A 13,342-nucleotide genomic window follows, 5' to 3' on the forward strand; every position below is an offset into this window, starting at 1 on the left:
ACCCGCGGCGCCCGACCGGGACTCTGCTGCCGCGCCCGCGGCAACGCCGCTACGCTGGCCCGCGTGAACTTGCCTGTTGTATTGATCGCCGACAAACTCGCCCAATCAACCGTCGCTGCCCTGGGAGACCAGGTTGAGGTGCGCTGGGTGGACGGACCCGACCGGGAGAAGCTGCTGGCCGCGGTGCCCGACGCGGACGCGCTGCTGGTGCGGTCGGCCACCACCGTCGACGCCGAGGTGCTGGCCGCCGCCCCCAAGCTCAAGATCGTCGCCCGCGCCGGCGTCGGGCTGGACAACGTCGATGTGGATGCGGCCACCGCCCGCGGCGTGCTGGTGGTCAACGCCCCCACCTCGAACATCCACAGCGCCGCCGAGCACGCACTGGCCCTGCTGCTGGCCGCGGCCCGCCAGATTCCGGCGGCCGACGCGACCCTGCGTGAACACACCTGGAAGCGGTCGAAGTTCTCCGGCACCGAGATCTTCGGCAAGACCGTCGGCGTGGTGGGTCTGGGCCGGATCGGGCAGCTGGTGGCCCAGCGGCTCGCCGCCTTCGGGACCCACCTGGTCGCCTATGACCCGTACGTGTCGTCGGCGCGCGCGGCGCAGTTGGGTATAGAGCTGCTGCCCCTGGACGACCTGTTGGCCCGCGCGGACTTCATCTCGGTGCACCTGCCCAAGACGCCTGAGACCAAGGGCCTGCTGAACAAGGAGGCGCTGGCCAAGACCAAGCCCGGCGTCATCATCGTCAACGCCGCCCGCGGCGGCCTGATCGACGAGGGCGCGCTGGCCGACGCCATCACCGACGGCCACGTCCGGGCCGCCGGCCTGGACGTCTTCTCCACCGAGCCGTGCACCGACAGCCCGTTGTTCGAGCTGCCGCAGGTGGTCGTCACCCCGCACCTGGGTGCGTCCACCGCCGAGGCCCAGGACCGGGCCGGCACCGACGTCGCCGAGAGCGTACGGCTGGCGCTGGCCGGGGAATTCGTGCCCGACGCGGTCAACGTCGGCGGCGGCGTGGTCAGCGAGGAGGTGGCGCCCTGGCTGGATCTGGTGCGCAAGCTCGGCGTGCTGACCGCGGCGCTGTCGGACGAACTTCCGGTGTCGGTGTCGGTGCAGGTGCGCGGCGAACTGGCCGCCGAAGAGGTCGGGGTGCTCAAGCTGTCGGCGCTGCGCGGACTGTTCTCGGCGGTGATCGAAGACTCGGTGACGTTTGTGAACGCACCTGCGCTGGCCGCCGAACGCGGGGTGACCGCCGAAATCAGCACGGCCACCGAGAGTCCCAACCACCGCAGCGTGGTCGACGTGCGGGCCGTGGCCGCCGACGGCTCGGTGGTCAACGTCGCGGGCGCGCTGTCCGGGCCGCAGCTGGTCGAGAAGATCGTCCAGATCAACGGCCGCAACTTCGACCTGCGCGCCCAGGGCATCAACCTGGTGGTCAACTACGCCGACCAGCCCGGCGCACTGGGCAAGATCGGCACGCTGCTCGGATCGGCCGGGGTGAACATCCAGGCCGCGCAGCTGTCCGAGGACACCGAGGGTGACAGCGCGACCATCCTGCTGCGGTTGGATCAGGATGTTCCGGGCGACGTGCGCGCCGAGATCGCCCAGGCCGTGGGCGCCAACAAGCTCGAAGTGGTTGACCTGTCATGACCAGACTCGCGGTCATCGCCGGCGACGGCATCGGCCCGGAGGTCATCGACGAAGCGCTCAAGGTGCTCGACATCGTCAAACCGGGAGTCGAGAAGACCACCTACGACCTGGGCGCCCGGCGTTTCCACGCCACCGGTGAGGTGCTGCCCGAGTCGGTGGTGCCCGAACTGCGCGAGCACGACGCCATCCTGTTGGGTGCGATCGGGGATCCGTCGGTACCCAGCGGCGTGCTGGAGCGGGGCTTGCTGCTGCGGATGCGTTTCGAGCTGGACCATCACGTCAACCTGCGGCCGGCCCGGCTGTACCCCGGCGTCAACAGTCCGCTCGCGGGCAACCCCGAGATCGACTTCGTGGTGGTGCGCGAAGGCACCGAGGGGCCCTACACCGGCAACGGTGGCGCAATCCGCGTCGGCACCCCGCACGAAGTGGCCACCGAGGTCAGCGTCAACACCGCGTTCGGTGTGCGCCGGGTGGTGACCGACGCGTTCGAACGGGCGCGCAAGCGTCGTAAACATCTGACGCTGGTGCACAAGACCAATGTCCTGACGTTCGCCGGCGGATTGTGGCTGCGGACGGTGCAGGAGATCGGCACGCAGTACCCCGACGTCGAGGTGGCCTACCAGCACGTCGATGCGGCCACCATCTTCCTGGCCACCGATCCCGGCCGCTTCGACGTGATCGTCACCGACAACCTGTTCGGCGACATCATCACCGACCTCGCCGCCGCGGTGTGCGGCGGCATCGGTCTGGCCGCCAGCGGCAACATCGACGCCACCCGGACCAATCCGTCCATGTTCGAGCCGGTGCACGGCAGCGCGCCCGACATCGCCGGCCAGGGCATCGCCGACCCGACCGCGGCGATCATGTCGGTGGCGCTGCTGCTGGCCCATCTTGGTGAGGACGCGGCGGCAGCGCGGGTGGATCGGGCCGTAGCCCAATACTTGGCGACTCGCGGGGACGAACGGCCTGCCACCAGCGATGCTGGCGCACGGATTGCAGCCGCGCTCTAGTCTCCAGGCCCGGCGGTAACAGGCGGGTCGGCACCAACGGGACGGCGGCCAGCGGGAACAGGCCGCACAGCGCCCACGCCAGGGGATATGCGGCGGCGGTGATCAGCGCACCGAACATCGGCGGTCCGGCGGCCGCCATCAACCGCTGCGTGGTGTTCTGGATGCCCAGCGCGCGTCCACTCCAGTACGGTCCGGCGAACTCGGTGATGGCGGTGGCCTCCAAACCGTTGTCGAGGACGGCGATCACCGCAATGGCGACCATCAGGAACACATCGAATCGCGTGTTCATCTGGTCGGAGAGGGCCAGCAGGAACAGTGTCAACGCGGCGCTGACGGCGATGATGCGCACCGGCCGGGTTCGGGAACCGATGCGATCCGACCACCGTCCCGCCAGGATGCGGCCCCCCGCACCGATCAGTTGCGAGATGGTCACCAGCCCGCCGGCCGCTGCCACCGACCAGTGGTGGTGGTTGATCAGCCAGACCAGCATGAAAGTGACGGTCACCGTCTGCGGCATCATCAGCAACGCCGACGCCGCGTGGATCCGCCACAGCGTCGACGAACCGCGATATGGACTGGCCAACTCTGTGTCGGTGGCCGTGTGGCGGGACTTGCGCGGCGGATCTTTCACCGCGACGATGCTGACCACTGTTGCGCACGCGCACGCCACCGCCGGGAACATCAGCCCAGCATGGGCGCCGCGCTCGGCTAGTTCGGGAATCACCAACGCGCCCAGGGCAATTCCGATGGGCTGCGCGGTCTGACGGATGCCCATCGCCAACCCGCGCTGTTGCGGCGGGAACCACCCCGACACCAACCGGCCACCGGCGGTGTTGCAGCTGGCGGCTGCCATGCCGCCGAGGAACAGGAACACCCCCATCCCCAGCAGCGAATGCACCGATGCCGCGGCGTAAGCGGCCGCCGCGGTGAGGCCCGAACCGAGCGCCAACACGATTCGCTCACCCACCCGGTCCAATACGTAGCCCCAGGCGACCAGGGTGACCACCATGCCCCAGCTGGGCATCGACGCCAACAGGCTGGCCTGGGCCAACGGGGTCCCGCGTCCGCTGACCAGCCGGGGGAGTAGGAAGGCGACGCCGTTGATGAAGAGGAAGGCACTTGCCGTCACGAACACCGAGACGACGACGATCGACCAGCGCCTGACCGCGCCGGCCTGCTCTTCGGGCATCCGCCAATGCTCGCACAGGCGACGCGGCGCGATGGGCTACCGAACCACCCGGCGACCGGCGGATTGTCGCTGCGCCCGCTCCTCGAGCCCGGGTGGTACCAGTCCGGTCGGCACCACCGGTACGGCGGCCAGCGGGAACAGGCCGCACAGCGCGAACGCCACCGGAAAGCCGAATGCTCCGATGATCACGCCGAACATCGGCGGACCGGCCAGGGTCATCAGTCGTTGTGTGGTGTTCTGCACACCCAGTGCACGGCCGCTCCAGAACTGTCCGGCGACCTCAGTGATCGCGGTCGCCTCCAAGCCGTTGTCCATCACTGTGATCACCGCGGCGGCGACCATCAGCCCCACGGCCAGCGGGGGATAGAAGTCATTGGTGAACGCCAGCAGCATCAGGGCCACGCTGGTGGCGAGCGCAACCAGGCGGATCGGTCGCATACGCGAACCGATGCGGTCGGACCACCGGCCGGCCAGGATGCGGCTCACCGCGCCCAGCAGTGCGGTGACGGTCACCAACGTGCCGGCATCCTCGAGCGGCCACCCGTGCTCTCGGACCAGCCACACCAGCATGAACGTCACGGTCACCGACTGAGGCATCACCATCAGCGCCGACAGCCCGTGGATCCGCCACAACACCGCGGAGTTGCGGTACGGGCTCGAAAGCTCGCCGTCGTGCGCCTCGGTGCGCGGCTTACGCGGCGGGTCGTGCGCGACGACGGCGGCGACCACCGCCGACATCGCGCACGCCAACGCCGGAAACAACAAGCCGGCCGCGGGTGGACCATGTTGGGCGAGTCGGGGAATGGCCAGCGCGCCCATCGCGATCCCCAGCGGCTGCGCCGTCTGGCGTACGCCCATCGCCAAACCGCGCTGCTCGGGCGGGAACCAGCCCGCCACCAGCCGGCCACACGCGGGATTGCAGCTCGCCGCGCCCATGCCGCCGAGGAACAGCAACACGCCCATCACCAACAGGGAATCCACCGCCGAGGCGGCATACGCAACCGCCGCGGTGATGATCGAGCCCAGGGTCAGCACGATCCGCTCGCCGATGAGGTCGGCGACGTAGCCCCAGCCGATCAACGTCACCACCATGCCCAGGCTCGGCATGACCGACAGCAGCCCGGTTTCGGACAGCGGGGTGCCGTGCGCGGCTTCCAGCGCCGGAATCATGAACGGGACCGCGTTGATGAAGCTGAACGCACTGGAGGTGACGACGAGGGCGACGACCACCATCGACCAGCGCTTAACGGCGCTGGTCGCGTCCGATGACATCAAGCAATGCTTGCACACAACCCGGGCATGAGCGCCCGGCTTCGCCGCGCTCGCGACCCTCGCTAGGTCTGATGGCGAGGGCCCGCAGCGCCCGGCTTCGCCGCGCTCGCGACCCTCGCTAGGTCTGAGGGCCGGGTTCCTCCTCGGGGCCTGCGGCCCCGCATCGTCACCCGGCTAGATCTGATGGCGAGGGCCTGCAGCGCCCGGCTTCGCCGCGCTCGCGACCCTCGCTAGGCTGATCCGAATGCGCCTTGGTCGAATCGCCAGTCCTGACGGAGTCGCGTTTGTCAGCATCGAAGGCCCACTCGACGATCCGGGTGCGATGACGGTCCGCGAGATCGCCGAGCATCCGTTCGGCACGCCGACTTTCACCGGCCGCAGCTGGCCGCTGGCCGACGTGCGGCTGCTGGCCCCGATTCTGGCCAGCAAGGTCGTCTGCATCGGCAAGAACTACGCCGACCACATCGCCGAGATGGGCGGTGTCGCTCCCGCCGACCCGGTCATCTTCATGAAGCCCAATACCGCGATCATCGGACCCAACGTGCCGATCCGATTGCCCGCCAACGCATCCACCGTGCACTACGAAGGAGAGTTGGCGGCGGTGATCGGCCGTCCGTGCAAGGACGTCTCGGCGGCACAGGCCGCCGACAACATCCTGGGCTACACCATCGGCAACGACGTGTCGGCGCGCGATCAACAGCAGTCCGACGGGCAATGGACCCGCGCCAAGGGTCACGACACCTTCTGCCCGGTCGGGCCCTGGATCGTCACCGATGTGGACCCGGCGGATCTGGAACTGCGCACCGACGTCAACGGCGAGGTCAAGCAGCATGCCCGCACCTCGCTGATGATTCACGACGTCGGCGCGGTCGTCGAATGGATCTCGGCGGTGATGACCCTGCTCCCAGGCGATCTCATCCTCACCGGAACGCCCGCCGGGGTCGGTCCGATCGAGGACGGCGACACTGTCTCGGTGACCATCGAGGGCATCGGTACGCTGTCGAATCCGGTGGTACGCAAGCCGGCCCTGTGATTCACAACACCAATCCTGTAGTGCGCAAAGGAAAGTCGTGACAGTACGAGTTCGGTTCTGCCCGTCGCCCACCGGCACGCCGCACGTCGGAATGGTGCGCACCGCGCTGTTCAACTGGGCCTATGCCAGACACACCGGTGGCACCTTCGTCTTCCGCATCGAAGACACCGACGCCGCCCGGGACAGCGAGGAGAGCTACGCGGCGCTGCTCGATGCCCTGCGTTGGCTGGGCCTGGACTGGGATGAAGGACCTGAGGTCGGCGGGCCGTACGCGCCCTACCGGCAGTCGCAGCGCGGCGATCTGTACCGGGACGTGGTGGCCCGACTGCTCGAGGCGGGCGAGGCCTACTACGCGTTTTCGACGGCGGAGGAGGTCGAGGCGCGCCACGTCGCCGCCGGCCGCAATCCAAAGCTGGGCTACGACAACTTCGATCGCCAGTTGACCGATTCGCAGCGCGCGGCGTTCCTCGCCGACGGCCGACATCCGGTGGTGCGGTTGCGGATGCCCGACGAGGACCTCAGCTGGGACGACCTGGTGCGCGGACCCACCACGTTCGCAGCGGGCTCGGTACCCGACTTCGCGTTGACGCGCGCCAACGGAGATCCGTTGTACACCTTGGTGAATCCGTGCGACGACGCACTGATGAAGATCACCCACGTGCTGCGCGGCGAGGATCTGCTGCCGTCCACACCGCGCCAGCTCGCGTTGTACCAGGCGCTGATCCGGATCGGGGTGGCCGAGCGTACCCCGCAATTCGCCCATCTCCCAACTGTTTTAGGTGAGGGAACCAAGAAGCTGTCCAAGCGTGACCCGCAGTCCAATCTGTTCGCGCACCGCGACCGCGGTTTCATCCCCGAAGGGCTGCTCAATTATCTTGCGTTGCTGGGCTGGTCGATCGCCGACGACCACGACCTGTTCAGCCTCGACGAGATGGTCGCCGCGTTCGACGTGGTGGATGTCAACTCCAACCCGGCCCGGTTCGACCAGAAGAAGGCCGACGCCCTGAACGCCGAGCACATCCGCCGGCTCGCCGTCGACGATTTCACCGCACGGCTGCGCAGCTATCTGGATGTGCACGGCCATCGCCTGGGCTTGACCGATGCGGATTTCGCTACCGCGGCCGAGCTGGTGCAGACCCGCATCGTGGTGCTCGGCGACGCGTGGGGTCTGCTGAAATTCCTCAACGACGACGAGTACGCGCTCGACCCCAAGGCCGCCGCCAAGGAACTGGGACCCGACGCGGGCCCGGTGCTCGACGCCGCCATTGCGGCGCTGGACTCGCTGACCGACTGGACCACCCCGCAGATCGAGGAAGCCCTCAAGGGCGCGCTGATCGAGACCTTGGCGCTCAAACCGCGCAAGGCGTTCGGCCCGATCCGGGTCGCTGCCACCGGAACCACCATCAGCCCGCCGTTGTTCGAGTCGCTGGAACTGCTGGGTCGCGACCGCAGCCTGCAGCGGCTGCGGGCCGCGCGCGACGTGGCCGGTTGAATCTTTGGTAGTGTGCACTTCGGCTTCAACTGGCCGGCCTCAGCGGCACCGGATGCGGGTATCACCCGTTAACGGGCTCTGAGCAGCGGTTTTAGGCGGCCGATGGGGTATGGTGTAATTGGCAACACAGCTGATTCTGGTTCAGCCATTCTAGGTTCGAGTCCTGGTACCCCAGCAAGATCCCACCGGGTCAACCGATTAGGTGGGGTTTCCGTGTTCGGCTATGCTGACTCTCCGGATCGTGTCCGGCCCCGTCGTCTAGCGGCCTAGGACGCCGCCCTCTCACGGCGGTAGCGTGGGTTCGAATCCCATCGGGGCTACAACATTGCGCGTCACCCAGTCTGCTGGGTTCCGCGCACAGCCGGAGCGGTCGAGCCACCCACCGGCATCGGGGGCATTCCCAGCTTGCGGTGATCCCAGGACCGGGTGCGGTTGCTGACGATGCGCACGCAGACGCGCTTGTTCATCATCTGCTCGACGAACGGCTTCATCTCGTCGCTGTAGGGACCGGTGTAGCGCTCCCACACGCTGACGCCGACGCGGTGCGAGGTGTCGGGATCGTCGACGATTTCAGCGGTGCCTTCGAAGGACACCCCGCGCAGCGTGTCGTAGGTGTCGCCGTCTTCGATCAGGAAACTCACCCGCGGGTCGCGCTTGAGGTTGACGGCCTTCTGCGACTTGGCCTTGGTCTCCAGCCAGATCTCGCCGTCCAGCACCCCGTACCACATGGCCGTCAGGTGCGGTTGGCCGTCGGGACCGATGGTGGCCAGCGTGCCGGTACGGCTGTTGGCGACGAACTCGGCGATCTCGTCGGGGGACATGACGATGCTCGCGCGCTGATTGGTTCCCATGGCGTCAGTGTGTCAGGTCGCCGGTGCACGCCTGCGCCGAGCCTGCACTGATGGCGCCGAGCCTGTATTGAGGCCGCAGTTTTTGTGATCTGCCCGTCCTGAGTGCAGTCTCGGTGCGGAATTCACAGCCGCCGCGTCAGCTCCTCGGCAGCCGCCAACAGATCTGCGGCCCAACGCGCCCCGGGCCGCCGGCCCATCCGGTCGATCGGGCCGGACACCGAGATGGCCGCCGTCACAATGCCGCGGCTGTCGCGCACCGGTGCCGAGACACTGGCCACACCGGGCTCGCGTTCGGCCACGCTCTGTGCCCAGCCGCGCCGGCGCACGTCAGCCAGCGTCCGGCTGCTGAACTTGGCGTCCGGCAAGACCACCTGCTGAGTGGCCGCATCGCTGTGCGCGAGCAACACTTTGGCGGCCGAACCCGCCGTCATCGGCAACCGGGCGCCCACGGGCACCGTATCGCGAAGCCCGGCAGCAGGTTCCAGCGCTGCCACGCACACCCGCATGGTGCCTTCGCGACGGTACAACTGCACGCTCTCGCCGGTGGTTTCCCGCAACCGGGGCAGCACGGCGGCACCCGCGGCCAGCAGCGGATCGTTGACGTGCCCGGCCAGTTCGGTAACCGCCGGACCGAGCCGCCAGCGGCCGTCCTCGTCGCGTCCCAGCAGCCGATGCACCTCCAGGGCAGCTGCGACCCGGTAGGTGGTGGCCCGGGGCAGGCCGGTCCGCTCGCACAGTTCGGCGAGCCCGCAGGGGGATTCCGCGACCGCGTGCAGGACGCCCACCGCTTTGTCGAGGACGCCGATCCCGCTATGCTGTCTCATATATAGATACTAGCGTCTCACATACTGAGATCCAGCCCGACGGATCGGTGTGGGACGCAATCGACGAATCGAGGCAATGCGCATATGTGTGCTGCGAAAGACAACCCCCGAACCCTGGCAGAGAAGGTCTGGGACGACCACGTCGTGGTGTCGGGTGAAGGAAACGCACCCGACCTGATCTATATCGACCTGCATCTGGTGCACGAAGTCACCAGTCCGCAGGCCTACGACGGGTTGCGGCTGGCCGGCCGTCGAGTACGGCGGACCGATCTGACGATCGCCACCGAAGACCACAACGTGCCGACGGTCGACATCGACAAGCCGATCGCCGACCTGGTCTCCCGCACCCAGGTGGAGACGTTGCGGCGCAACTGTGCCGAATTCGGTGTCCGGCTCTACCCGATGGGTGACATCGAGCAGGGCATCGTGCATGTCGTCGGTCCGCAACTGGGCCTCACCCAACCGGGCATGACGATCGTGTGCGGAGACAGCCACACCTCGACGCACGGCGCATTCGGGGCAATCGCCATGGGGATCGGGACATCTGAGGTCGAGCACGTGCTGGCCACGCAGACGCTGCGGCTGCGACCGTTCAAGACGATGGCGGTCAACGTCGACGGACAGCTGCCTGCCGGGGTGAGCGCCAAAGACATCATCCTCGCGCTGATCGCCAAGATCGGAACCGGTGGCGGACAGGGATATGTCATCGAATACCGGGGCAGTGCCATCGAGTCGCTGTCCATGGAAGGCCGGATGACGGTCTGCAACATGAGCATCGAAGCCGGCGCCCGCGCAGGCATGGTGGCTCCCGACGAAACGACCTACGAATTCCTGCGTGGTCGCCCGCACGCCCCGAAGGGCGCCGACTGGGACCACGCACTCGCCTATTGGCAGCAGCTGCGTACCGACCCGGGCGCGGTTTTCGACACCGAGGTCTACCTCGACGCATCCTCGCTCAGTCCGTTCGTCACCTGGGGGACCAACCCGGGCCAGGGGGTGCCGCTGGCTGCGGCGGTGCCGGACCCCGAGTTGATGACCGACGATGCACAACGCCAGGCCGCGGAGAAAGCCTTGGCGTACATGGACCTTCGGCCCGGGACGGCGATGCGCGACATCGCGGTCGACGCCGTGTTCGTCGGATCCTGCACCAACGGCCGGATCGAAGACCTGCGGGTGGTGGCCGACGTGCTGCGCGGGCGCAAGGTGGCGCCGGGGGTGCGGATGCTGGTGGTGCCGGGCTCGATGCGGGTGCGCGCACAGGCCGAAAGCGAAGGGCTGGGGGACATCTTCACCGCGGCCGGCGCCGAATGGCGCCAAGCCGGCTGCTCGATGTGCCTGGGCATGAACCCTGATCAGCTCGCGCCCGGAGAGCGTTGCGCCGCCACGTCGAACCGCAATTTCGAAGGGCGACAGGGCAAGGGCGGCCGGACGCACCTGGTGTCCCCGGCGGTCGCTGCGGCCACTGCCGTTCGCGGCACGCTCTCCGCGCCCGCCGACTTGACCTGACCGACTTTGATTTCACGCTGAGAAATAGGGGAAGAAGATGGAAGCCTTTCACACCCACACCGGAATCGGTGTGCCGCTGCGGCGGTCCAATGTCGACACCGATCAGATAATTCCCGCCGTCTTTCTGAAGCGCGTCACCCGAACCGGTTTCGAGGACGGTTTGTTCGCCAGCTGGCGTTCGGATCCGTCATTCGTGCTCAATCTCAGTCCCTTTGACCGAGGCTCGGTCTTGGTTGCTGGACCCGATTTCGGAACCGGATCCTCACGCGAACACGCGGTCTGGGCGCTCATGGACTACGGATTCCGGGTGGTTATCTCCTCTCGCTTCGGCGACATTTTCCGCGGCAACGCCGGCAAGGCGGGTCTGCTGGCCGCCGAAGTCGATCAAGACGGGGTCGAGCTGCTCTGGAAGCTGATCGAGCAGAGCCCGGGGCTGGAAATCACTGTCAATCTTCAAGATCGAAATATCACCGCGGGAACGGCGGTGTTGCCGTTCAGGATTGACGATCACACCGCGTGGCGATTGTTGGAAGGACTCGACGATATAGCCCTTACGCTGCGGAAACTCGATGAAATCGAAGCGTTCGAGGCATCGCGCCCGGTGTGGAAGCCGCGCACGGCGCCAATCTGACCGACCCCCTTGAGGTCTGGAATTCCAACCGGGCCGGCGCGCGCCAAACAAGCGCAATTCACATCGGCGCCACCGGCCAAGGGCGGCAATCGGATTGCCGAAATTGCAGTCATTCGCGCTTGAAATTGCGCGTGGCTCTTGGCAATTTGCCAGCAAAGGGTTTACCGTGTCCTCTAGTCGGTTCCAAATCGAGGACCACTGGCTTCGGAGGGTTGGATGAACAAAGCAGAGCTCATAGATGTGCTCACACAGAAATTGGGCTCAGACCGCCGGCAGGCCACCGCCGCTGTCGAGAATGTCGTCGACACGATTGTGCGTGCGGTGCACAAGGGCGAGAGCGTCACGATTACTGGTTTCGGTGTCTTCGAACAGCGTCGCCGCGCAGCCCGCGTTGCCCGCAACCCGCGCACCGGTGAGACCGTGAAGGTGAAGCCCACATCGGTTCCGGCGTTCCGTCCAGGTGCCCAATTCAAAGCGGTTGTGGCTGGCGCACAAAAGCTCCCGGCCGACGGTCCCGCAGTGAAGCGTGGCGTAGTCGCGGGTGCGGCGAAGAAGACGACCGCCAAGCGGGCTCCGGCAAAGAAGGCTGCGACCAAGGCGCCGGCCAAGAAGGCCGCGACCAAGGCTCCGGCGAAGAAGGCTGCGACTAAGGCTCCGGCGAAGAAGGCTGCGACCAAGGCGCCGGCCAAGAAGGCTGCGACTAAGGCTCCGGCGAAGAAGGCTGCGACTAAGGCTCCGGCCAAGAAGGCCGCGACCAAGACGCCGGCCAAGAAGGCCGCGACCAAGGCTCCGGCCAAGAAGGCCGCCAGCAAGGCGCCGGCCAAGAAGGCTCCGGCCAAGAAGGCCGCCGCCACACGCCGCGGTCGCAAGTAGCACTCACACGCGAATACCCTTCGGCGGGCAGCGATGCCTACCGGAGGGTATTTGCGTTGTCAGGTGCGCACGTTGGGGGCCAGTGCCCCGCCGATGTGGTCGGCGGCGATGAGCCGACCGCCCGACAACGACAGCACCCAGGTGCTGCCCTTGTGGTTGCGGGCCTTGTCCGACCGCACCCCGTTGCGGTCGCACCACCATCCGATCAGATCCGGAATCACCTTGCCCTGCGAGCAGATCACCGGTGTGCCGGCCCGTCCGGCGATCTGCAGCACCCGCTGTCGGCCGCGTTTGGCGTTCTTGGCGTAGGCCTCTTCGGTGAGGTGCGGTTCGTTGTGAATGGTCACGCCCAGTTCCTCGGCAAGCGGTTCCACGGTTTGGTGGCAACGCACCCGGTCGGCCGCGTAGACGTCGGTGGCGCCGAAAGCCAGTAGCTGGGCCACCAGCGCCTCAGCTTGCGCGCGGCCTTTCTTGTCCAGCGGTCGTTTGGTGTCGTCGCCGCGGTAGCGGGCCTTGCTGCCGGCGGTACCGTGCCGCACCACCAGCACGGTCTTGGTGTCCGCCGGCTGTTTGGTGAACCGTCGCAATACCTTTCGGTCTTGTGCGTAGCCGAGCTTCTTCATGGCCTCGGACACCGGCAGCCAGAGCAGATCGTCGACCTCGTCCCCGGCGGCGAAGGTCCCGCCGGTGCTTCTGGCGGCCCAGTAGTACACCTTCTTGACGCGCTGGTCGATCGGGTAGGTGATCGTGGTGAGGTACCTGCCCAGCTGACTGTGATGGCCGGTCTCTTCGAGCACTTCGCGCACGGCGGTCACCGGCGGGGTCTCACCCGGATCCACCTTGCCTTTGGGCAGCGACCAGTCGTCGTACCGGGGCCGGTGGATCACCGCGATCTCGACCGACTTACCTGATTCGCGGGTCGGTCGCCACAGCACCGCTCCCGCGGCGTGCACGATGCGGCCACGGCGGGCCGACGAATTCTGGGACGACACCTCAACTCCTGCAGATCAA

At 67.2% G+C, this 13,342-nt stretch carries 11 protein-coding genes, 2 tRNA genes and 1 pseudogene; 9 read left to right on the forward strand and 5 right to left on the reverse strand.

Annotation, left to right across the window (positions count from 1 at the left end):
* Positions 1–63: 63 nt before the first annotated feature.
* Both serA and AC5Y5Z_RS07005 read left to right on the forward strand, forming a co-directional pair.
* Positions 64–1,650 (forward strand): phosphoglycerate dehydrogenase, encoded by a 1,587-nt coding sequence (gene serA, locus AC5Y5Z_RS07000; RefSeq protein WP_499924162.1) that lies wholly within the window; start codon positions 64–66, stop codon positions 1,648–1,650.
* Entirely contained in the window at positions 1,647–2,660 is a 1,014-nt protein-coding gene (locus tag AC5Y5Z_RS07005; protein WP_473138953.1) for a 3-isopropylmalate dehydrogenase, read from the forward strand. The genes serA and AC5Y5Z_RS07005 overlap by 4 nt, the downstream gene beginning before the upstream one ends.
* 133 nt (positions 2,661–2,793) lie before the next feature.
* On the opposite strand, the pseudogene AC5Y5Z_RS07010 reads toward AC5Y5Z_RS07005, so the two are convergent.
* Positions 2,794–3,849, reverse strand: a pseudogene (locus AC5Y5Z_RS07010) (MFS transporter); the annotation flags it as partial.
* A 36-nt stretch (positions 3,850–3,885) separates the two neighbouring features.
* Positions 3,886–5,121 (reverse strand): MFS transporter, encoded by a 1,236-nt coding sequence (locus tag AC5Y5Z_RS07015; RefSeq protein WP_499924166.1) that lies wholly within the window; start codon positions 5,119–5,121, stop codon positions 3,886–3,888.
* Between the two features lie 244 nt (positions 5,122–5,365).
* Here AC5Y5Z_RS07015 and AC5Y5Z_RS07020 point away from each other — a divergent pair, with 244 nt between their 5' ends.
* The 4 genes from AC5Y5Z_RS07020 to AC5Y5Z_RS07035 all read left to right on the forward strand — a co-directional run bounded on the left by AC5Y5Z_RS07020 (position 5,366) and on the right by AC5Y5Z_RS07035 (position 7,966).
* Positions 5,366–6,154 carry a fumarylacetoacetate hydrolase family protein gene (locus AC5Y5Z_RS07020; protein ID WP_473140385.1) on the forward strand — a complete coding sequence of 263 codons (789 nt, stop codon included), beginning with the start codon at positions 5,366–5,368 and terminating at the stop codon, positions 6,152–6,154.
* Positions 6,155–6,191: 37 nt separating this feature from the next.
* A complete protein-coding gene (gene gltX, locus AC5Y5Z_RS07025; RefSeq protein WP_499924168.1) occupies positions 6,192–7,646 on the forward strand; it encodes a glutamate--tRNA ligase in 1,455 nt (484 codons plus the stop codon).
* A gap of 103 nt (positions 7,647–7,749) precedes the next feature.
* Positions 7,750–7,821 (forward strand) — tRNA-Gln (locus tag AC5Y5Z_RS07030).
* Between the two features lie 72 nt (positions 7,822–7,893).
* Positions 7,894–7,966, forward strand: a tRNA-Glu gene (locus tag AC5Y5Z_RS07035).
* Positions 7,967–7,978: 12 nt separating this feature from the next.
* On the opposite strand, the gene AC5Y5Z_RS07040 is transcribed toward AC5Y5Z_RS07035, so the two are convergent.
* The gene (locus AC5Y5Z_RS07040; RefSeq protein ID WP_463827074.1) at positions 7,979–8,497 is read right to left on the reverse strand and encodes a PPOX class F420-dependent oxidoreductase; all 519 of its coding nucleotides are present in this window, start codon (positions 8,495–8,497) and stop codon (positions 7,979–7,981) included.
* Positions 8,498–8,619: 122 nt separating this feature from the next.
* On the reverse strand, positions 8,620–9,321 hold the full coding sequence (locus AC5Y5Z_RS07045; RefSeq protein WP_473140383.1) for an IclR family transcriptional regulator: 702 nt from the start codon (positions 9,319–9,321) through the stop codon (positions 8,620–8,622).
* An 84-nt stretch (positions 9,322–9,405) separates the two neighbouring features.
* Between AC5Y5Z_RS07045 and leuC the strand changes: the two genes are divergently transcribed.
* The 3 genes from leuC to AC5Y5Z_RS07060 all read left to right on the forward strand — a co-directional run bounded on the left by leuC (position 9,406) and on the right by AC5Y5Z_RS07060 (position 12,331).
* Positions 9,406–10,827: a 3-isopropylmalate dehydratase large subunit gene (leuC, locus tag AC5Y5Z_RS07050; protein ID WP_499924170.1), complete on the forward strand. Its 1,422-nt coding sequence runs from the start codon at positions 9,406–9,408 to the stop codon at positions 10,825–10,827.
* A gap of 37 nt (positions 10,828–10,864) precedes the next feature.
* The gene (leuD, locus tag AC5Y5Z_RS07055; protein ID WP_463827071.1) at positions 10,865–11,458 is read left to right on the forward strand and encodes a 3-isopropylmalate dehydratase small subunit; all 594 of its coding nucleotides are present in this window, start codon (positions 10,865–10,867) and stop codon (positions 11,456–11,458) included.
* Positions 11,459–11,674: 216 nt separating this feature from the next.
* Positions 11,675–12,331, forward strand: coding sequence for an HU family DNA-binding protein (locus AC5Y5Z_RS07060; RefSeq protein WP_463827070.1), 657 nt, complete (start codon positions 11,675–11,677; stop codon positions 12,329–12,331).
* 59 nt (positions 12,332–12,390) lie between these two features.
* Here the strand turns inward: AC5Y5Z_RS07060 and mutT1 are convergent, their stop codons facing one another.
* The gene (gene mutT1 / locus AC5Y5Z_RS07065) at positions 12,391–13,323 is read right to left on the reverse strand and encodes an 8-oxo-(d)GTP phosphatase MutT1 (RefSeq protein ID WP_499924175.1); all 933 of its coding nucleotides are present in this window, start codon (positions 13,321–13,323) and stop codon (positions 12,391–12,393) included.
* Between the last annotated feature and the right edge of the window lie 19 nt (positions 13,324–13,342).

Source organism: Mycobacterium sp. NGS29 (assembly GCF_059812965.1).

Coding starts and splice junctions, on each gene's coding strand:
- AC5Y5Z_RS07005 (WP_473138953.1), top strand. CDS start 1,647: ATGACCAGACTCGCGGTCATCGCCGGCGACGGCATCGGCCCGGAGGTC.
- AC5Y5Z_RS07015 (WP_499924166.1), bottom strand. CDS start 5,121: ATGTCATCGGACGCGACCAGCGCCGTTAAGCGCTGGTCGATGGTGGTC.
- AC5Y5Z_RS07020 (WP_473140385.1), top strand. CDS start 5,366: ATGCGCCTTGGTCGAATCGCCAGTCCTGACGGAGTCGCGTTTGTCAGC.
- AC5Y5Z_RS07040 (WP_463827074.1), bottom strand. CDS start 8,497: ATGGGAACCAATCAGCGCGCGAGCATCGTCATGTCCCCCGACGAGATC.
- AC5Y5Z_RS07045 (WP_473140383.1), bottom strand. CDS start 9,321: ATGAGACAGCATAGCGGGATCGGCGTCCTCGACAAAGCGGTGGGCGTC.
- leuC (WP_499924170.1), top strand. CDS start 9,406: ATGTGTGCTGCGAAAGACAACCCCCGAACCCTGGCAGAGAAGGTCTGG.
- leuD (WP_463827071.1), top strand. CDS start 10,865: ATGGAAGCCTTTCACACCCACACCGGAATCGGTGTGCCGCTGCGGCGG.
- AC5Y5Z_RS07060 (WP_463827070.1), top strand. CDS start 11,675: ATGAACAAAGCAGAGCTCATAGATGTGCTCACACAGAAATTGGGCTCA.